Below are 18,126 nucleotides of genomic sequence, written 5' to 3'. Positions count from 1 at the left end.
AAAGGAGAGCATCCATGTCCAGCGACAACCGCGAATTCGACATCATCGTTTACGGCGCCACCGGCTATACCGGGCGGCTCGTCGCCGAATATCTCGCTCATCACTATGGCCCGCGCGCAGACGGCCCCAAATGGGCTATGGCTGGGCGCAGCCTCGACAAGCTGGAGGCGGTGCGCGACGCAATCGGCGCGCCCGATACCACCCCGCTGGTAGTCGCCAATGCCGATGACCCGGCCAGCCTTGAGGCAATGTGCAATCGCACGCGGGTGGTGATCACCACAGTTGGCCCCTACCAGCTCTATGGCGATGCGCTGGTCGAAGCCTGCGTCAAGACCGGCACCGATTATGCCGATCTGTGCGGCGAGCCGGCCTGGATGCGTGAGAAGATCGACCAACATCACGAAGCGGCAAGGGCCAGCGGCGCACGCATCTGCTTTTCCAGCGGGTTCGATTCGATCCCGTTCGATCTGGGCGTGTTGATGGCGCAGAAGGAAGCGGTGAAGCGCTTCGGCAAGCCTGCCCCGCGCATCCGCGGGCGGGTGCGCGCGATGCAGGGCACCTTCTCGGGCGGTACGGCCGCCAGCCTCACTGCAACGATGAAGGCTGCGGCAACCAACCCGCGGATCATCCAGGTTCTGCGCAATGCGTTCGGTTTGACGCCCGGTTTCGAAGGGCCAGACCAGCCATCCGGCATGATCCCGCACTACGAGAAGGACCTGGACAAATGGGCCGCCCCTTTCGTGATGGCGCCGATCAACACCAAGAACGTGCACCGCACCAATTTCCTGGCCGGCTTCCCTTATGGCGAGGACTTCCGCTATGACGAGATGGTGCTGACCAGCCCCGGCGAAGCGGGCAGGAAGATGGCCGAGGCTGCGACCGAACTGATGAAGAATCCGTTCGGGGCCAAGCCGCTCAAGCCCGGCGAAGGGCCAAGCAAGGAAGAGCGCGAGAACGGGTATTACGACGTGCTGTTCGTGGCCGACATGCCGGATGGCGAGCACCTGCGTTACGGCGTCAAGGGCAAGTACGATCCGGGCTATGGTTCGACCAGCCGCATGATCGCCGAAACCGCGATCGGCCTGCTATCATGCGACAAGCCGGGCGGTATCGGCACGCCGGGTTATTTCCTGGGCGAAGCGCTGGTCAACCGGCTGCAGGAACACGCCGAGATCAGCTTCGCAATCGAAGACTGAACCGGTAGGGAAAGGTGCCCGCGCTCAGAAACTGAAGCGCAGGCTGGCCTTGAAATTGCGCCCGGCCAGCGGCACGAAATCCTTGGTAAAGCTGGCGTGGCGGCGGCCGACGACGTCAAACAAATTGTCCGCCGCCAACACCAGCGCTACGCCCTTGCTGTCCTTGATCGGACGCCAGGTGAGCGAAAGATTGACCAGCGTAAAACTGGCGGTTTCGGTTTCGAAAGAGGCCACCCGGTCCTGCTTCGCGGACCATTGGACTTCAGCCCGCGCGTCGAAACTGCTGGTCTGCGCCTCGATCGCGCCCAGCAGGCTCACCGGCGGGATACGCGGGACGGGCGTCCCATCGTCGAGTGTCGCGCGAATATAGTCGCCGCGAAGATCGGCCATCAGTGTCAAGCCATCCTGCTCGAAGAACGGAAATGTAACCTCGCCTTCGATTCCGAAATAGGTGGCATCGTCCTGCAAGTATTGGAACACCGGCAGGCCGTCTTCTTCCAGACCCGTTTCGAGCAGGAAGATGTAGTTATCGAACCAGTTCTGGTAAACTGCCACGCTGATTTTCGCCGCGCCCAGATGGCCGCGCGCATATCCCTCGATCCCGACGGCACTTTCGCTGACCAGATCGGGATCCCCGATCTCGAATGCCTGCGTTGCGATGTGCGGCCCCTCGGAAAACAGCTCTTCCGCGCTCGGCGCACGCTCGGCGCGCGACAGGTTGACGCCCATGCGCATTCTGCCGGGCCCCTCATGCACCAGCCCCAGTGCGCCCGAGAAGGTCGAGAAGTTGCGAGCGAGCCCCAGCGGCTGCGATTCGACATCGGTGAATTCGGCGCGGCCGCCCGCTTCAAACTGGATCGGCCCAGTGCCGAATTCCTGCAATGTAAATAGCGAGAACTGGTCGGTCCGGTTGGGCGGCACATAGGCTTCTTCGCCCACGGCGAGAAAGTCGCGATAGTAATACTGCGCCCCGCTCGATCCGCGCCAGCCGCCGCGTTCGCTTTGCGCAAGTTCCAGCCGCGCCTCAATCCCTTCGACATCGAAGGTGGTGCCAACCTCGTCGCCTTCGAATTCGGTGTGACTATAGTTGCTGTAACCGACGCGGGCCTTGAGTTGGGACAAAAACCCATCGCCCAGCCCTGCCTCCGCACGCAAATCGGCCCGGAACTGTTCGAGGCCGATCGTGACACGTTCTTCGCCGGCCTCCTCTTCGCCGCCTTCCCCGTGATGCTCAGTGCCGGGGCGCACCGGAACGCCGTAGCGTGTATCGTACCAGCCGACCGCGACGCCAAGCGTGTTGTCGCCATCGATAAAGGCCGCACCTGCGTTCGCAGTCCAGGTGCGGGTTGCACTGGAGGGCAGGATGCCGCGCTGTCCAGCAGCTTCACGCAGCTCGGCGGCCGCCTCATCATTGCACTCGCCCGCTTCCTCGTCCGCCGCCTCTAGCAGCTCGGACCGCAGTGCCTGCGACATGACAAATCCACCGATTTCGAGATCGTTGGTCTCGCGGTAGGTGCCATCGGCGTGAATAACGAAGCGCCCCGTAACCGGCACATCGACCGAGACTCCGCCCTCGCGCAAATCAAAGGCCGAATTCCAGCTCGCCAGCCCGTCGACATGAACCGGTTCGTCAGGCACGCGGCGCGGAATACGCTTGTCGATCACGTTGACCGCGCCGCCGATCGCCTGGCTTCCGAACAGCAGCACCGCCGGACCGCGCAGCACTTCGATCCGTTCGGCGGTGAGCGGATCGATCGTGGTCGCGTGGTCAGCCGAAGTGTTGGACACGTCGGTCGTCCCCAGCCCGTCGATCAGCACACGCACACGCTCACCCTGGAAGCCCCGCAGCACCGGGCGCGAGGCGCCGGGCGAAAAACTGGTCGCAGAAACGCCGGGCAGTTTGGCCAGCACCTCGCCGATCTGGCCGTTGAGGTTGTTCTGGATATCCGCCGCTTCGAAAACCGAGGTACCCGCGAGCAGATCGAGCTGGGCCAATCCGGTTGCGCTGACCATGATATTGCCCTGGTAGTCGACCTGGCGATCATGCACATCGTCCTCGACACTCTCGGCCTGTGCCTGCGGATTCTGCGGCTTCTGGCTATCCTGGGCAGTTGCCGGAACAGACACAGCGCACGACATAAGCAGCATCATGGCCAAGGCAGTATGGGAAACGGAGTGATTCGCCTGACGGATCAATGGACAACCCTTATAATGTGATAACATATCATGTGCTGTAGCAATGCCTGCGCCCGGTGCAAGGGTCAAATACGCACAATCGATGGAAGGTTGACTATGGCGGACGAAATGCCGCGATGACAGCGGGGCCTGTCGTTGCGGAGATTTCCTGAAGAAACTGGAGCGGGCGAAGAGATTCGAACTCTCGACCCCAACCTTGGCAAGGTTGTGCTCTACCCCTGAGCTACGCCCGCTCACTGACGCTCAGCAATGCGGCCCGATCGGCACACCATCACTGGAGAGGCGGCGCGATTAGCAGCGGGCAGTCGCGCCCGCAAGCGGAAAATGTCGCCCTTGCAGTCGCGCGATGGGGGCGGCACAGTCCCCCTTCACATTCGGCGTGGCAGCCCCACATGAGGGAGGCACAATACGGGGTACACTGCCCCGGGGAAAATCGAATCAGGAGCGCGAATCTTGGCAAGCATGGGCCTCAATCTCGACGAACAGAAGGCAGTCGACCGTTTCAGGACCAACGTGGTCGAACCTTCGATGACGCAGCTCGTCATCCTCGATTTCTGGGCCGAATGGTGCGGGCCGTGCAAGGCGCTGACCCCGGTGCTGGAGAAGGTATCCGCGGAATATGCCGACAAGGGCGTGGTGCTGGTGAAGGTGAATGTCGATGAAGAGAAATTCATCGCCGCGCAGTTTCAGGTCCGCTCGATCCCAACGGTTTACGCGATGTTCCAGGGCCAGCCGGTGGCAGAACTGACCCAGGCACGCACCGAGACGCAGCTGAAGCAGATGCTGGACCAGATTCTGGCGCAGCTGCCGGTGCAGCCCGGTGCTGGAGGCGCGAACGGCGGCCAGCAACCGCAGCAGGATATCGGCCAGTTCGTCGACATGGCCGAACAGGTGCTGGCCGACGGCGATGCCGCCCGCGCCGCTACGATCTTTGCGCAAGTGGTCGAAATGGCGCCGGACAATGTCGCGGCACATTCGGGCCTGGTCCGCGCCCTGGTGGCTGCAGGCGAAGCCGTGCAGGCGCAGCAGATCTTCGACGCGCTGGAACCCGCCATTCAACAGGACGCAGCGATGGCGCCGGCCAAGAGTGCGCTGGAGCTGGCCGCCAACCAGGTCGATGACAGCGAGCTTGCCGCTCTGCGCGAGGCCGCCGCAGCCAGGCCTGACGATATGGAGGCGCAGTTCGCCTTTGCCGAGGCCGCCTTTGCCAGCGGCGCACGTGACGATGCGGCCGATGCACTGCTGGCCATGATCGCCCGGGACATCGAGTGGAATGAAGGCGCGGCCAAGGCCAGGTTGCTGCAGATCTTCGAAGCGGTGGGCCTGGAAGACGAATGGGTTGTCGCCAGGCGCCGCCGCCTGTCGCAAATCCTGTTCGGCTAAGGCACGTGTCCACACGGCTTTCGATCTTTCCGCTGCCGGGCGTGATCCTGTTTCCCGGCCTGCAATTGCCGCTCCACATCTTCGAGCCGCGATATCGCGCGCTGGTGGGTGATGCGCTGGTGCGCGATCGCCGCATAGGAATGATCCAGCCGCAGCGCCCGGTGGAAAGCGCGCCGCTCTACAGTATCGGCTGCGTCGGCCGGATCGGCAATATCGAGGCGATGGATGACGGGCGATACAACCTTGTGCTCGAAGGCGAGGCCCGGTTCCGGATTATCCGCGAGCTTGATGTCACGACCGCCTTTCGCCAGGTCGAGGCCGAACTGCTCGAGGAAGACGATGATGCCGCGCTGTCCGCAGTCGAACGCGCGGGGTTCGAGCGGGAAGCGCGCCGCTTTGCCGACAACCAGGGCTACAGCGTCGATTGGGCATCGGTCGAACGGCTCGATGACGAATCGCTCATCAACGGCGTATCGCAGATTGCACCGTTCGATCCTGCTTCGAAGCAGGCTCTGCTTGAAGCGCCGGACCTTCCCGCACGCTGCGAACTCTTGATCCAGCTGATGTATTTCTATGGCCGGCGCGACGGCGATGACGACCGCGTGACGCTGCAATAGGACGCGCTTTTGCGACCCGACGTTGCAATTGGTGGCTTTGCAAGTTCAGTGAAAATAACTAACCGGTTATTTATGAACTATGCAGACTTCCCCACCAAGGGCGAGCGCACGCGCGCGCATATCGTGGCCACCGCAGCCGAGATGTTCTGGCAGCGCAGCTTCAACGGCGTCTCGGTTGACGAGATCGCCAATGCCGCGAGCGTCAACAAGGCAACGATCTATCGCTATTTCGCCGACAAGGGCGATCTTGCGCTGGCGGCCACGCGCCACCAGGGCATATTGACGCTGGAGCAGATCTTCGAAGCCAGCTTCGCTGCCCATAAGGCGCCCGATCAGCGGCTTATTGCTATCTACACCAAGGCCTACCGCGGCAATATCGAGATGAAGCAGGAGAGGGGCGACCTGCTTGGCTGCCCGGTGCTCGGCCTGGTGCTGGAACTGGGCTTCGAAATGCCTGAAATCCGCCGTGAGGCAGGCCATATCTTCGACCGGGTCCAAAGCTACTTCACCGGAATTGCGCGCGATGCCATTGCCGCAGGCCGGACCGATGGAGCACCGGACAAGATCGGCCGCGCGCTGATGCAGCTGCACCACGGTGCCTGCGCCAGTTCACGGATCGCCGCAGAGCCCGAATATATCCTCGACGCCGGGCGCACCTCGCTCCAGCTCATTGGCTATCCGGAAGCGGCGCTGGCGATCTAGCCCTAGGGTCAGGACCCTAGATCCCGAAACTGCCCCTCAGCCCGTCGATCACATATTGTGCCGCCAACGCTGCAAGGAGCACGCCAAGCAGCCGGGTAATCACCGCTTCCACCCGTGCGCCCAGCAGGCGGATCAGCGGGCCTGCGGCAACCAGCGCTGCAGCGGTGATCAGCAATACCGCAGCCAGCGCCGCCAGCACGGTCAGAGATTGCTGCAGCGTGTCGGCTTCGTTCATCAGCAGCATAATGGCCGCAATCGCCCCCGGCCCGGCCAGCATCGGCATCGCCATGGGGAAAACCGAAACATCCTCCACCTCGGGGCTGGCGGCGACCTTTTCGGCCCGTTCCTCGCGCCGCTGGGTGCGCTTTTCGAACACCATTTCAAAGGCGATGAAAAACAGCATCAGCCCGCCCGCGATGCGGAAACTGTCGAGCTGGATATGCAGCGCGTTGAGCAGTTCCTGGCCCAGAAGGGCGAAGAACAGCAGGATCGCGCTTGCTATGAAACTGGCGCGCAGCGCCATATTGCGCGCTTGCGCCGCCGATGCCCCCTTGGTCAGCCCGGCATAGATCGGCGCACACCCCGGCGGGTCAATCACCACGAACAGTGTGATAAAGGCTGATACAAACAGCTCGAACATGGCCTAGCCCGCATCCCCGGCCGGCATTTGCTCGTCGAGTGCGCCCTGCCATTTGCCCTGATAGAAATAGTCGACCACCACACGCCGCTGCCCGCTTCCGCGATCTTCCCAGCGCCAGCGCAGAGTGCCATCGTTCGACACTTTGCCCCCCTGGGTGAAATCCTCGGCAATCGAGAATGCAGGCGGCGCGGGCACTTCAACGCCGCGACGCGGGCAATCGGCGATCCCGGCCTTGATCGCGTCGATCGACGTCACCACGATATCGCCGTCATCGAACTGCGCGGGCGGGGGCGGCTGGGGATTGTCGGGCGAACCGACATCATAAGTCCATTTGTAGGCGCCATCCGACTGGCGTTCCCATACGGTGATGAAATTTCCCACGGTCCCGTCAGGTTCGCGGAAACGCCCGTGGCTCACCGCCAGCGCGCCGTCGCAGCTCATCCATACCGCGCGCGGTTCCCACTGCACCGAAACCGGCGGATTGCTTTGCGCTGCCAGCCAAGGTTCGGCCATGATCGGCCCCTCGCGGCCATGGATCAGGGCGCCCGGAGCGGCAAAGGCGCGAAACGCGCTCCATTGCCCCGTTTCGCGCGCCGCGCGGGCAAACTCCAGCTCGCGCGCGACGATCTTGCCCGGTTGGGCTTCCCCCGGTGCACCGGCGAGCACGCGGTTGATCATCTGCGTGGGGATCGCTTGGCGAGGGGCGGAAGCGCAGGCCGAAAGGGCGGCCAGCGCCGTTATTGAAATCACAGTTCTGAACATGGGAAGCGGTCTAGCCACACAAACCAGCCTTGTCGAAGGTGAAAACGCTCACAGTCCCTCGGGTACGGCAAGCCCTTCTTTGCGGTGCGCGGCGACCAGCGTGTTCCTGAGCAAAACGGCGATCGTCATCGGCCCGACCCCGCCCGGCACGGGAGTGATCGCGCCGGCGACCTCGCTCGCTTCGTCAAAGGCGACATCGCCCACCAACCGTCCCTTTTCCTTGCCGGGTTCAGGCGGCAGGCGGTTGATACCTACGTCGATCACCGTCGCGCCGGGCTTGAGCCAGTCGCCCCTGACCATTTCGGGCCGACCCACGGCGGCGACAACGATATCGGCGCGGCGCACCACAGCGGGCAGGTCTTTCGTACGGCTATGCGCGATGGTGACAGTGGCATTGGCATCGAGCAGCAGCTGCGCCATCGGCTTGCCGACGATGTTCGAACGGCCGATCACCACCGTTTCGAGGCCCGAAAGGTCGCCCAGCAGGTCTGTCAGCATCATCATGCAGCCAAGCGGCGTACAGGGCACGAAGCCGCGCTGTCCGACCGCAAGCCGCCCGGCATTGATGACATGGAACCCGTCCACATCCTTGTCGGGGCTGATCGCGGAGATAATCGCCTGTTCGTCCAGATGATCAGGCAGCGGCAATTGCACCAGGATGCCGTCAACCGTGGGATCGCTGTTGAGCCGTTCGACCAGCGCCAGCAGATCGGCCTTGCTGGTATCGGCGGGCAAGCGGTGTTCGAAGCTGGCCATGTTGGCGGCCACGGTCGCCTTGCCCTTGCTGCCAACATAGACCTGGCTCGCCGGGTCATCGCCCACCAGCACCACTGCAAGGCCTGCCTTGCGCCCGGCTGCCTCTTCAAATTTCGCTGCAACTTCGCCTACCCGCTCGCGCAGGCGCGCGGCAAATGCCTTGCCGTCGATCAGCGTTGCGCCCATCGGATCAGCCGCCCGTGATAATGCTGCTCAGGACGATCAGCACGATCTGCAACACGATGATGAGCACCAGGGGAGAGAAGTCGATCGCGCCGGTTTGCGGCATCATGTTGCGGATCGGGCGCAGCACCGGATCGAGCAATCGGTTGATCGAATTGTAGAACGCCATCAGGAATTCGTTCGATGCGCTCACCACGTTGAAGGCAAACAGCAACCCGATAACGAACTGGATGATGATCAGCATCACCAATACATTGGTGAGCAAGGAGATGATTTCGTAGATCGCGTAAAGAGCCTGCATGTTACCCGTTTCCGTATTCTGCGTCCCGCTTCCGTATTACCTTAGTAATACGCCTGAAGCCACCCCCATGGTGAAAGCTACGCCGCGGGACCAAGCCTGTTCCCGCGCTAGCGCATCGTTCAGGCGCGCACCAGCGTACCGGCACCGTGTGTTGTGAAGAATTCGAGCAGCATGGCATGCGGCACGCGCCCATCGAGCACTACCGCCGCCTCGCAGCCGGATTCGACCGCCTTCACGCAGGTTTCCAGCTTGGGGATCATCCCGCCCGAAATCGTGCCATCTTCGCGCAGGCGGGCAATATCCGCCGGGTTGAGATCGGTCAGCAGCTTGCCCTGCTTGTCGAGCACGCCCGTAACATCGGTCAGCAGGAACAGCCGCGCCGCGCCCAGCGCCGCCGCGATGGCGCCGGCCATGGTATCGGCGTTGATATTGTAGGTGTGCCCATCATCGCCCGCACCGATCGGCGCAATCACCGGGATCATGCCCGATGCAACCACGGTATCGATCACGGTGGTATCAACCTGTTCGGGTTCGCCAACGAAACCAAGGTCGACCGCCTGTTCGATATTGCTGTCCGGGTCCCGCGTGGTCCGTTCCACCTTGCGCGCCTTGACCAGCCCGCCGTCCTTGCCCGAAATGCCGATCGCCTTGCCGCCTGCGCCCGCGATCCAGCCCACCAGCTGCTTGTTGATCGCGCCCGACAGGACCATTTCGGCAATTTCGGCGGTGGCCTTGTCGGTCACGCGAAGGCCGTCGACAAAGGTGCTTTCGACGCCCAGTTTCTTCAGCATCGCACCGATCTGCGGCCCGCCGCCATGCACCACCACCGGGTTGATGCCGACCGCCTTCAGCAGCACGATATCCTCGGCAAAATCGCGCGCCGCCTCAGGATCGCCCATCGCATGGCCGCCATATTTGACCACGAAGGTGCGCCCGGCATAGCGCTGGAAATAGGGCAGCGCCTCGATCAGCACCTCGGCCTTTTCAAGATTGCCTGGTGCCAGCATGTTGGGATCGCTGCTCGCGCTCATCCAGAATCCTTTCGTCGCGCCCGCAAGCCCGGGCTCGCCAGCGCGCTTAGCGGCAAGGAAGGGCGCTGCAAAGCATGAAGCCGCGCAGCATGCGTCACCCCACGGCGCAATTCTACCAAGGAACTGTGTTTTCAGACTGGATTTCAGCGGGTTCTATTGACCTTCATTCGAACCGGTGGTTGATCGCGATCAGGGACTGGAAAGAGGGAATCCTTCTATGAAGTTGAATGCGTTCCGGCTCGGCCTGATGGCCGGTGCCATGGTCTTCGCCATGCCTGCCCTTGCGCAGGAAAGCGATGCACCGGTTGAAGCTCTGGCAGCAAGCGATAGTACGGCCGAACCCGCAGTCGAACCGGCAAAGCCGTGTGAACTGCATGTCTGGCCAACCGAGAATTATATCGGCGTCAAGATGGGGCTTTTCTCGGGCTTCGGCCTGGTTGGCGCGGCGATCGACCAGGCAGGCCATGCCCAGGGCGTGAAGACGGTGAAGGACCTGATGCGCGAATATCTTGGCCCGCAGGTGCAACTGGGCGAACTGGACAGGCTCGAATTCGTCGCGCTGCTTGGTTTCGATCCGGACAAATACGAGGTGATCGTGCAGCAGCCGACACCCTGGAACGAAGACCTGAAGAACAATCCCGAGCTCAAGGCCGAGGTCAAGGCCTTCAACAAGAAGCTCAAGGGCGGCGAGCGGCTGACCGAAAGCGACAACGCCTGCTATGCCGAACTGGTCACCACGCACATCTTCTATCACAAGGCGATGATGTACGGCTCAAACCTGTTCACGGGCTGGGTATTCCGCCAGTTCGACGGCAAAAATGTGACGCGCGAAGGCACCGGCCAGGTCAAGAACCCGCTCGAACATTTCCCGCCAAAGGACGAAACGATGATCGAGGCAGCGCAAGCCGAGCTGCGCGATGCCTATTCGAAAGACTTCACCGAGTATGTCGAGAAGAAGGTGAACCTCTGATCGCCAATTGATTCCGGGCGGGGCGAATCCGGCCCTGTCCGGGACGGGATGTAAGCCTGCTTACCCGTCAAGCTCTGCCGCGAGCGGGGCAAAGTTACCGTGGCCCGTAACAGGCGCGACGCGTTCGGCCCACATAGCATCGATCTGCTCGGCAATGGCCGGTGGCACCTGCTTGGGATCGCTCCCCTCTGCCTGAACCTTGGTCGAATCGCGATCGGGCGGGAAGCCGAGCTTGCGTTCGAGCGCGGCGCCGAACATTGCATCGTCGAAACGGTCCTTATGCGCATACATGAATTCCCGGCTGGTCATATCCTCGACTATCGACGCCAATTCTTCGCTTAGTTCGATGCCGCAGAATTCTGCCAACCGGGCAATCATCGCCCGCTTGTTCTTCACCGCCCAGCGATAGGTGGCAAGCAGCGTGTCGGGTTCGCCCCGGCGCGCCCACCAGCTCAGCAAGTGGGTGTAATAATCGCATCCGCCCGGCCCGCCGGTCATCCATATGGGGAAGAATTCCTCCAGGCTTATCGCTCCCGGCTCCATCACCCATCCGTCGAAGAAGCGGTGCATGGAAATATAGGTTTCGTGTGGATCGCGCAGCGTGACCACATAGCGGCAGCCTGATGGCAGACGCTCATATTCGCGGTGAGTCTTGAAGCCGCGCGGGCTGGCACGCTGCGCCCCGTTGATGTCGTGGTCGATCACAGGGGCACTGTCTTCCCACGGAGTCATGCGGCTGATGTCGTCGAAATCCATATCGCCCTTGCCGGTCGCGGCACCCATGCGCAGCTGGTGGAACATCTGCTGCATCATGGTGGTGCCGCTCTTGGCCCAGCAGGCGATGAACACATCGCCTGATTCTGCCTTGAGCGGGCGAAAGTTTTGTGGCGGGATCGCGGCCAGCGCGCCCATATTGATGCCGAATTCCTCTACACTGCGCGCGCGGCGCCCCAATCCTGCTGTCATCGCGATGACCCCTGCCCAAAGCGCAACCCCAACAGTTGACTGACACCTTCGCGTGATCCTTGCAATCGCCCACCGTTCAGAAATTTTTGTAACCTTTCCCCGTGCTGCAGCGAAATCACCGATGACTCCGCAAGAGATTGGGGGTCTGGCTTGCGACAGTTGGGAGTTACGCAAATGAATTCGATACACTTTAAAGGTGGTCTTACGCTGGCCATCGCCGCCGGGATTGCCGCCGCCTGCTCGCCGAGCGGAGACAGCGGAGCGTCGCAGAATGCAACCACGGTTGACAGTTCGGATCCGCAGCAGGTTGCCGCTGCCGAGAACCCGAAAGGTGACAAGGAAAAATGCTATGGCGTCGCCAAGGCAGGCAAGAATGATTGCGCGGCCGGACCGGGCACCAGCTGCGCCGGAACCAGCACTGCCGATTATCAGGGCAATGCCTGGACATATGTCGATGCCGGCACGTGCCTGACAATCGAAACGCCCAATGGCACCGGATCACTCGAGCCCATCGAAGCTTAACTGAGCTCGGGTCGCACGTTTTCCTTTCCTTGAGGAAGACGCGAGTGAGGCGGGCCAGCAGGACAGCGACCCTGCTGGCCCGTATTCGTTGGCTGGTCAGACCGATCCAGACTGCTCGGTGGCCAGCGCTATTGTGATCGCCCGCTAGGCTTGGCCGTAACGCTCACGGTGCACATCCTCGACCATTGCCGCAAATGCCGCATAGGGCGCCGGGTTATCGATATTGCCCGCCGCACGCGCTCGTGAACCTGCGCGAATAACCGGGTCGGCGGTAATGCCAGTACCCTCTACCAACCGGTTCATCAGGTTGAAAAGGCCGGTCACTGCAACGGTAGTGAACAAGGCCTCCTCGCCCCATCCGGCATCGTAAACCGCCTGCGCCAGCCGGTCACCAACCATCGCTGGCGTCAAGGTCAATACCCGGGCATATTCCAGCAGCGGCAGAAGCCGCGCATCCACGCCTGCAGCCGCCGGATCGCCGATCAGCTTTTCAAACACTTCGGGATCGATGCCATGAACTTCGGCATAGGTGCGATGTGACCCATGGCAGAAACTGCACTGGTTGAGGCCCGAGACATAGGCCGCGATCAGCTCGCGCTCAGCCACACTCAACTCAGAGGGGCCGCGCAGGATTGCATCGTGATAGTCGCACAGCGCCGCAAAGCCTTGCGGGTATTTTGCCAGCACGTCGATCATTTCGGGATTTTCGGGAAGCGTGGGTAGTTTGGCCATGGTGACTCCTGCGATGAATCTATTGCGGCATAGTGGCAGCGCCCAATCGCGACAAGCGCAGCAGCCCGGCTTGATCCTTCAAGCAAAGGGCCGCGGCTTGATGGTCCCTGACACTGAATTAAAACGCGATTCCCGGGGCGGGAAGGCCGATCAATAAGGATTGATGGTGAATCCGCGCCGCTGCAGCTCAGCGTGGGCCACGGTGGCGCTGGGCGCCATTTTCACGCCTTCGAGCAAATCCGCATTGCCAACGCGGTGATATTTCGCCGCCACGCCGCACACCCAGATTTCCGCTCCCCGAGCGACCAGATCGGCCACATTGTTGTAGTTCTGGTTGCGCAGCGGCTCGCCGCTCTCGCTCTGGTACTTGGCGCCATAGCGCGCATCATTGACGACATCGAACACTGCCGGGCCGTGGATGACGATGGCGACCTTGACATTGTCAGGATCGACCCCGGCGCCTTCCATCGCGCGGATGAAGGCGAGCGCGCGGGCAAAGGCACCATTGGGCTTGCCGGCTTCGGATTCATAAGCGTCGAAGCTGTGCTTCCATTCGCCATCGGCGGGAAATGTCATGTCCGAGGTGACGATGACCTCGCCCGGCGCGTGATGATCGGCAAGCGCCGGAGCGGCAAGCAGGCACAGCGGCAGGGCCGCCAACGCGATCGATCTCTTCAAGATTGTCCTCCCTTGGTTTTGTCCGGGTTTCTAGTGCCATCGCGGTGCAGCGGCGGCAAGTACTGGCTGGGATTGCCCGCGCCTATTGCGGCAGGGCTTCGTCGATCAGCGTGCGTGCCGCGTCCTTCATGTCGCCCACCACCAACTGCGGCCCGGCAAGGTGTGCCATAACGATCGCGCCTTCCTTGACCAACAGCAGACGGCGCGCGAGCCCTTGCGGATCGGGCGCCCCCGCCGCTTCGGCCAACCCGGAGAAATAGCGCGTAAGCAGCTTCTTGTGCTCGGCCGACATGGCATGGATCGGATGATCGCGGTTCTGGTACTCTGACGATGCCTTGATGAACATGCAGCTCTTGAAGCCAGGCTCCTCGAACCAATCCGCCAACGCATCGAAGATCGCCAGCAACCGGCCGCGCGGGTCCGGCGTAGCCGCCTCGGTCCGGCGATAGAGCCAGTTGCGGAACTGCTCGTCACGCAGCCGCAGCGTAGCCAGGATCAAATCCTCCTTGCTGCGGAAGTGTTTGTAGATCGCCGTCTTGGAGACGCCGGTTTCCTTCGCCAACCGGTCCATCCCGATCGCATGGAAGCCCCCCCGATAGAACGAATCGAGGGCCTTCTGGACCAGCTCGTCGCGCTTCGAAGCGCTCATCTTTTGCTCCTTACATTGACATAACGGTCAATAGCGCGATGACCGGTGCCTTTCAACTCGTCCGGTATAAATGCCTATTATCAGTATTGTAGATATACTCCATCGCCTGCCCCACGCTGCCGCAGCGGAAATCTTGCACAAGGTGGTTGACTGATCGGTAATTGTGCAATAGATCCACAGTAACAGATCGGTTAACCCAATCCGGTCATTGTCCGTTTCGCGCACTTCGCCGTGCAGGAGGCAAAAATGTTGAGCCCGATCGAGAACCCCGAATTCGATCCCGATCTGAGCCCCGGGCCAGGGCCGGTCACGTTTGTCGCCATCATTGCCGCGTTTCTCGGCATCGCCTGCATCATCGCCCTGGCCGATCCGCTGGCGCCAGCAACCCTTCCCGCGCAGCATGCCGAAAGCGGGGCCTGACGCACACGATACCCCAAGGCCGGGCGTCCCAGCCCGGCCGCCCCCCGCTGCGGGGCACGACCGCCCCATATCGCCCCCGTGCCCCGCAGCCCCCCTTCCCACTGGGTCATCCGTTGAGGCCCACCATTCAGGATCGCAGAGATAAATATGACCACGCCTCCCATCATTGCCCCGCCCTTCACCGAGGAAACCGCCCGCGCCAAGGTGCAGGCCGCCGAGGATGCCTGGAACACGCGTGATCCGGAGCGGGTGGCGCTTGCCTATACGCCCGACAGCGAGTGGCGGAACCGCGACCGTTTCCTAAACGGACGCGACGAGATCCGCGCTTTCCTGGCTGACAAATGGTCGCGCGAACTGGATTACCGCCTCAAGAAGGAACTGTGGGCCTTCACCGACAACCGCATCGCGGTGCGCTTCTTCTATGAATGGCATGACGCCGGGGGCCAGTGGTATCGCAGCCACGGCAACGAGATGTGGGAATTCGACGCCGCCGGGCTGATGCGCCAGCGCTTCGCCAGCGTCAATGATCAGCCGATTTCCGCGCTCGACCGGCGCCTTTGACAGCTTCGCCTTCAAGGAGAACCCCGTATGCCCCGCGCCTATGCCGAACTGACCTTCACCCCCAATGTGCTGGAGATGCAGCGCAAGCAGGGCAGCGCGGAAAGCTATGCCCGCTTCCTGTCGCCTGACGTGTCAGGCGGCGATGCCTTCACCATGCGCGAGGCCGAGTTCATCGCCGCGCGTGACGGGTTCTACCAGGCGACGGTGTCCGAAACCGGCTGGCCCTATGTCCAGTTCCGCGGCGGCCCTCGCGGCTTCCTCAAAGTGATTGACGAGAAACGGCTCGCCTATGCCGATTTCCGCGGCAACCGGCAGTATCTCAGCGTCGGGAACCTCAAGGCCAACAACCGCATTTCGCTGTTCCTGATGGATTACCCGAACCGCCGGAGGCTCAAGATCCTCGGCACGGTCGATGTGGTCGAGATTGCCGACAATCCGCAACTGGTCGAGCGGCTGCATGATCCGGCATATCGCGCCGTGCCCGAGCGCGCCTTTGTGATCACGCTGGCGGGGTTTGACTGGAACTGCCCGCAGCATATCCCGCAGCGCTACACGCTGGAGGAACTTGCCGCGCTGGAACAGGGCGGGGAAATCTAGCCCGCCGCCTTGCGCGCCTGCTCAAGCAGCGCGGAAATCTCGTCAAGCATGGCGAGGCGCTGCTTCTTGAGCCCCTCGGCATGATCGTCGCTGGCGGGCTCGATCTCGCTTTCGATCCGGTGGATCGCGCGGTTCACTTCGTGATAGCGCTCGGCAAGATTGGCGAAATGCCGGTCATCAACCTTGAGCCGGGTGAGCAGCGCGATATCCTCGGGGAAGGCCTGGTGGAGTTCGTGCGGGGTATGCTGTGACATGGCAATGCCTCTCGATCTGTGATGGAATTCAGGCCCGCGCCTTCTCATGCGCGGCGAGCAGCTTTTGCAGCACCGCGACCCGCGCGCGCTCTTGCGGATAGGCTCGTTCGGGATGCGCCTCAAGCTTGTCGAGCAGGTCGCGCAGCTCCTTGTGGCGATCGGCCAGGCTTGTTTCCTGCATGGTTTTCTCTCCTTTCGTGGCGGGCAGCATAGCACATTTTGCGCCCGGGGATTTGCGGGAGGTCAAACGGGGGCGGTGTGGCGGCGCGGTTTGACCTTCCGCCAATCCGGCGCGATGGAACACATGGAACACGGTCCTGTAGTAAAAACCGCCCGAAAGCCTCCAATGTGTAGACCTGGGGGCGAAATGTGTGACCCTTGGCCGCACAGCGTGAACCTGCCGCGCGATAGCGTGACCTTGCGGCGCGCGAAGTGTCACCCTGCAGCGAGGGAGATGTGACCTTGAGGCAGGCTGCTTGGGGCAGCGACATTGGAGCTGGGGTGAGCGGGAGAGGGCTGGCATGGCCTGAAGCCTAGCGCGCCCGCCCTCCTGTAGGAAAGCGGGCTTGCGCTTTATGGCGCGCCCGCACCAATGGTATTCGCTTGTGCTGCCGGGCGGGTGCTAGGGCGCACTTCGTCATTCCCACGGTTGCGAAGCACAGCCGCAGGCTGAACGCGGGAATCCAGAGCAACGCAGTGCCACGTTTGTTTTCTCGCTGGGCCCCGGCCTTCGCCGGGGTGACGGAGTGGGTTCACGCGAAGGCGCTAAGGAACGCGCCGCGCGGTTCTTCACGCCTTTGCGTGAGGAATTAAGTATACTGTCCCCGGAATTTGCCGTCCCCGGAATTTGAGGAATTAAGTGCACTGTTACCGAATTGCGAATACTTAACTTACTCTGCGCAACATCGCTTCTTTCAATAGCTGTCGAGGCCGGTCAATCGTCATCTGGGAGATTGGGATCGCCACGGAGTTCTCATTTGCAGGAATGGATTTGCGCCGAATAGTCAGAGTCGGATCGCTACGCATACCGTCGTGATAGATCTTCCTACGCAGACGAGCGAATCGGAAAGTGAAGTCTACAGGGGGATGCATTCTATAGGTTGCAAATAGGGTGCCTCGTTTGCCATCCTCATCCACATGTTCGCCAGTTTCTGTGAATGCGATACGATCATACTCCTCAAACTCTTTTGTAACTTTACGAATAGATTGTATATTTTTTAAATCACACTCAAGACATCCGTAGATATTTCTAGTTGAATTTAGAAGAGAAAGAGCATTAATTTTAACAGTGTCGAAGTAACTTGCTCTCCATGGTCTATGGTTACTTGACGAACTGTAGGTATTATTATCAAATAAATGTAGGCATAGCCTTGGATTCAATGGCAAGAACAACTGCAGGCCGTCTGAATCCAAGCCTGTCACCCCTTCCCACCACACATCTCGGCGCATTGTGTTATATCGAATGACGGGATTATCACTTGTTACGAAATTTGCGCGCGAACTTGCTTCAAGGAGTTGAACTCTAAGCGTCTGCAAATATTCGAATGACTGAAGTGCCGTTATTAGCGGAAGCGCCACTGGGTATTGGTCACGAATTTCGAACGTATCAAGATTCACGTTGTCCATCGTAGGATCATGACGAAGCACTTGCTTGGAGAAGTAATCCGTCATTTTTGTATTCTCGTTGGCAACTGAAAGCGTTCGCCCCTGCTGCATTGCAACAAAAAGCAATATTCTCTCGAAATCAACACTACCAACTGCCGGCAAAGTCGATGTTCGTATGATTTGATGGATCGCGGTCGCACAGTCAGATTCAATGTATCCGACCGCCGATTCAACCCCATCGTGCCAGCCGTGGAAATTTTCAATCGCGCACTGCCCCTTTATCGAGGCGCACGAAATGATTTGATCAGATGCCTTGTTGAGTAAGCAAATGGACCTCCCATCCTCGGAAAACAGTCTAAGATAAAACTGCGGGACAAAATGATGGTTCTTGGTACGCCCCAATTC

22 protein-coding genes and 1 tRNA gene are annotated in these 18,126 nt (G+C 61.1%); 9 read left to right on the top strand and 14 right to left on the bottom strand.

What is annotated here, in order from left to right; translation table 11 throughout:
* The first annotated feature begins 14 nt into the window (after positions 1 to 14).
* Positions 15 to 1,196 carry a saccharopine dehydrogenase family protein gene (locus tag ACX2DJ_RS03890; protein WP_462571102.1) on the top strand — a complete coding sequence of 394 codons (1,182 nt, stop codon included), beginning with the start codon at positions 15 to 17 and terminating at the stop codon, positions 1,194 to 1,196.
* Positions 1,197 to 1,220: 24 nt separating this feature from the next.
* Here ACX2DJ_RS03890 and ACX2DJ_RS03885 read toward each other — a convergent pair whose 3' ends face one another.
* Positions 1,221 to 3,323 (bottom strand): TonB-dependent receptor, encoded by a 2,103-nt coding sequence (locus ACX2DJ_RS03885; RefSeq protein ID WP_462571101.1) that lies wholly within the window; start codon positions 3,321 to 3,323, stop codon positions 1,221 to 1,223.
* Positions 3,324 to 3,550: 227 nt separating this feature from the next.
* Positions 3,551 to 3,625, bottom strand: a tRNA-Gly gene (locus ACX2DJ_RS03880).
* A 229-nt stretch (positions 3,626 to 3,854) separates the two neighbouring features.
* On the opposite strand from ACX2DJ_RS03880, the gene ACX2DJ_RS03875 reads away from it, so the two are divergent.
* The 3 genes from ACX2DJ_RS03875 to ACX2DJ_RS03865 all read left to right on the top strand — a co-directional run bounded on the left by ACX2DJ_RS03875 (position 3,855) and on the right by ACX2DJ_RS03865 (position 6,094).
* Positions 3,855 to 4,775 (top strand): tetratricopeptide repeat protein, encoded by a 921-nt coding sequence (locus ACX2DJ_RS03875; protein WP_462572544.1) that lies wholly within the window; start codon positions 3,855 to 3,857, stop codon positions 4,773 to 4,775.
* 5 nt (positions 4,776 to 4,780) lie between these two features.
* Complete coding sequence (locus ACX2DJ_RS03870) at positions 4,781 to 5,392, top strand: LON peptidase substrate-binding domain-containing protein (RefSeq protein ID WP_462571100.1); 612 nt, start codon at positions 4,781 to 4,783, stop codon at positions 5,390 to 5,392.
* Positions 5,393 to 5,464: 72 nt separating this feature from the next.
* Positions 5,465 to 6,094 (top strand): TetR/AcrR family transcriptional regulator, encoded by a 630-nt coding sequence (locus tag ACX2DJ_RS03865; RefSeq protein ID WP_462571099.1) that lies wholly within the window; start codon positions 5,465 to 5,467, stop codon positions 6,092 to 6,094.
* Between the two features lie 16 nt (positions 6,095 to 6,110).
* Here ACX2DJ_RS03865 and ACX2DJ_RS03860 read toward each other — a convergent pair whose 3' ends face one another.
* The 5 genes from ACX2DJ_RS03860 to argB form a co-directional block, all read right to left on the bottom strand.
* Complete coding sequence (locus ACX2DJ_RS03860) at positions 6,111 to 6,734, bottom strand: MarC family protein (RefSeq protein ID WP_462571097.1); 624 nt, start codon at positions 6,732 to 6,734, stop codon at positions 6,111 to 6,113.
* Between the two features lie 3 nt (positions 6,735 to 6,737).
* The gene (locus ACX2DJ_RS03855; protein ID WP_462571096.1) at positions 6,738 to 7,496 is read right to left on the bottom strand and encodes a hypothetical protein; all 759 of its coding nucleotides are present in this window, start codon (positions 7,494 to 7,496) and stop codon (positions 6,738 to 6,740) included.
* 48 nt (positions 7,497 to 7,544) lie between these two features.
* Positions 7,545 to 8,438: a bifunctional methylenetetrahydrofolate dehydrogenase/methenyltetrahydrofolate cyclohydrolase FolD gene (folD, locus tag ACX2DJ_RS03850; RefSeq protein WP_462571094.1), complete on the bottom strand. Its 894-nt coding sequence runs from the start codon at positions 8,436 to 8,438 to the stop codon at positions 7,545 to 7,547.
* Between the two features lie 4 nt (positions 8,439 to 8,442).
* Positions 8,443 to 8,736, bottom strand: coding sequence for a YggT family protein (locus ACX2DJ_RS03845; RefSeq protein WP_462571093.1), 294 nt, complete (start codon positions 8,734 to 8,736; stop codon positions 8,443 to 8,445).
* A gap of 119 nt (positions 8,737 to 8,855) precedes the next feature.
* Positions 8,856 to 9,767 (bottom strand): acetylglutamate kinase, encoded by a 912-nt coding sequence (argB, locus tag ACX2DJ_RS03840; RefSeq protein ID WP_462571092.1) that lies wholly within the window; start codon positions 9,765 to 9,767, stop codon positions 8,856 to 8,858.
* A gap of 217 nt (positions 9,768 to 9,984) precedes the next feature.
* On the opposite strand from argB, the gene ACX2DJ_RS03835 reads away from it, so the two are divergent.
* Positions 9,985 to 10,737: a hypothetical protein gene (locus tag ACX2DJ_RS03835; RefSeq protein WP_462571091.1), complete on the top strand. Its 753-nt coding sequence runs from the start codon at positions 9,985 to 9,987 to the stop codon at positions 10,735 to 10,737.
* A 60-nt stretch (positions 10,738 to 10,797) separates the two neighbouring features.
* Here ACX2DJ_RS03835 and ACX2DJ_RS03830 read toward each other — a convergent pair whose 3' ends face one another.
* On the bottom strand, positions 10,798 to 11,703 hold the full coding sequence (locus ACX2DJ_RS03830; protein ID WP_462571090.1) for a sulfotransferase domain-containing protein: 906 nt from the start codon (positions 11,701 to 11,703) through the stop codon (positions 10,798 to 10,800).
* A 225-nt stretch (positions 11,704 to 11,928) separates the two neighbouring features.
* Between ACX2DJ_RS03830 and ACX2DJ_RS03825 the strand changes: the two genes are divergently transcribed.
* Positions 11,929 to 12,225: a BufA1 family periplasmic bufferin-type metallophore gene (locus tag ACX2DJ_RS03825; RefSeq protein WP_462572543.1), complete on the top strand. Its 297-nt coding sequence runs from the start codon at positions 11,929 to 11,931 to the stop codon at positions 12,223 to 12,225.
* A gap of 144 nt (positions 12,226 to 12,369) precedes the next feature.
* On the opposite strand, the gene ACX2DJ_RS03820 is transcribed toward ACX2DJ_RS03825, so the two are convergent.
* From ACX2DJ_RS03820 to ACX2DJ_RS03810, 3 genes are all read right to left on the bottom strand, one after another.
* Entirely contained in the window at positions 12,370 to 12,957 is a 588-nt protein-coding gene (locus ACX2DJ_RS03820; protein WP_462571088.1) for a carboxymuconolactone decarboxylase family protein, read from the bottom strand.
* 150 nt (positions 12,958 to 13,107) lie between these two features.
* Entirely contained in the window at positions 13,108 to 13,635 is a 528-nt protein-coding gene (locus ACX2DJ_RS03815) for a DsrE family protein (RefSeq protein WP_462571087.1), read from the bottom strand.
* Between the two features lie 82 nt (positions 13,636 to 13,717).
* On the bottom strand, positions 13,718 to 14,284 hold the full coding sequence (locus ACX2DJ_RS03810; RefSeq protein ID WP_462571086.1) for a TetR/AcrR family transcriptional regulator: 567 nt from the start codon (positions 14,282 to 14,284) through the stop codon (positions 13,718 to 13,720).
* Between the two features lie 246 nt (positions 14,285 to 14,530).
* Here ACX2DJ_RS03810 and ACX2DJ_RS03805 point away from each other — a divergent pair, with 246 nt between their 5' ends.
* From ACX2DJ_RS03805 to ACX2DJ_RS03795, 3 genes are all read left to right on the top strand, one after another.
* Positions 14,531 to 14,704: a hypothetical protein gene (locus ACX2DJ_RS03805; protein WP_462571085.1), complete on the top strand. Its 174-nt coding sequence runs from the start codon at positions 14,531 to 14,533 to the stop codon at positions 14,702 to 14,704.
* Between the two features lie 147 nt (positions 14,705 to 14,851).
* A complete protein-coding gene (locus ACX2DJ_RS03800; RefSeq protein ID WP_462571084.1) occupies positions 14,852 to 15,265 on the top strand; it encodes a nuclear transport factor 2 family protein in 414 nt (137 codons plus the stop codon).
* A gap of 27 nt (positions 15,266 to 15,292) precedes the next feature.
* Positions 15,293 to 15,862, top strand: coding sequence for a pyridoxamine 5'-phosphate oxidase family protein (locus ACX2DJ_RS03795; RefSeq protein WP_462571082.1), 570 nt, complete (start codon positions 15,293 to 15,295; stop codon positions 15,860 to 15,862).
* Here ACX2DJ_RS03795 and ACX2DJ_RS03790 read toward each other — a convergent pair.
* The 3 genes from ACX2DJ_RS03790 to ACX2DJ_RS03780 all read right to left on the bottom strand — a co-directional run bounded on the left by ACX2DJ_RS03790 (position 15,859) and on the right by ACX2DJ_RS03780 (position 18,123).
* Positions 15,859 to 16,116 carry an HP1242/YdcH family protein gene (locus tag ACX2DJ_RS03790; protein WP_462571081.1) on the bottom strand — a complete coding sequence of 86 codons (258 nt, stop codon included), beginning with the start codon at positions 16,114 to 16,116 and terminating at the stop codon, positions 15,859 to 15,861. The two genes, ACX2DJ_RS03795 and ACX2DJ_RS03790, sit on opposite strands and share 4 nt — an antisense overlap.
* Before the next feature lie 28 nt (positions 16,117 to 16,144).
* A complete protein-coding gene (locus ACX2DJ_RS03785) occupies positions 16,145 to 16,297 on the bottom strand; it encodes a hypothetical protein (protein WP_462571080.1) in 153 nt (50 codons plus the stop codon).
* Positions 16,298 to 17,001: 704 nt separating this feature from the next.
* Positions 17,002 to 18,123 (bottom strand): DUF4238 domain-containing protein, encoded by a 1,122-nt coding sequence (locus ACX2DJ_RS03780; RefSeq protein WP_462571078.1) that lies wholly within the window; start codon positions 18,121 to 18,123, stop codon positions 17,002 to 17,004.
* Positions 18,124 to 18,126: the final 3 nt, after the last annotated feature.

Source organism: Altererythrobacter chaiwopuensis, from assembly GCF_054957755.1.
The sequence above is the reverse complement of the archived record's forward strand: the minus strand, read 5'-3'. Positions and strand labels throughout refer to the sequence as shown.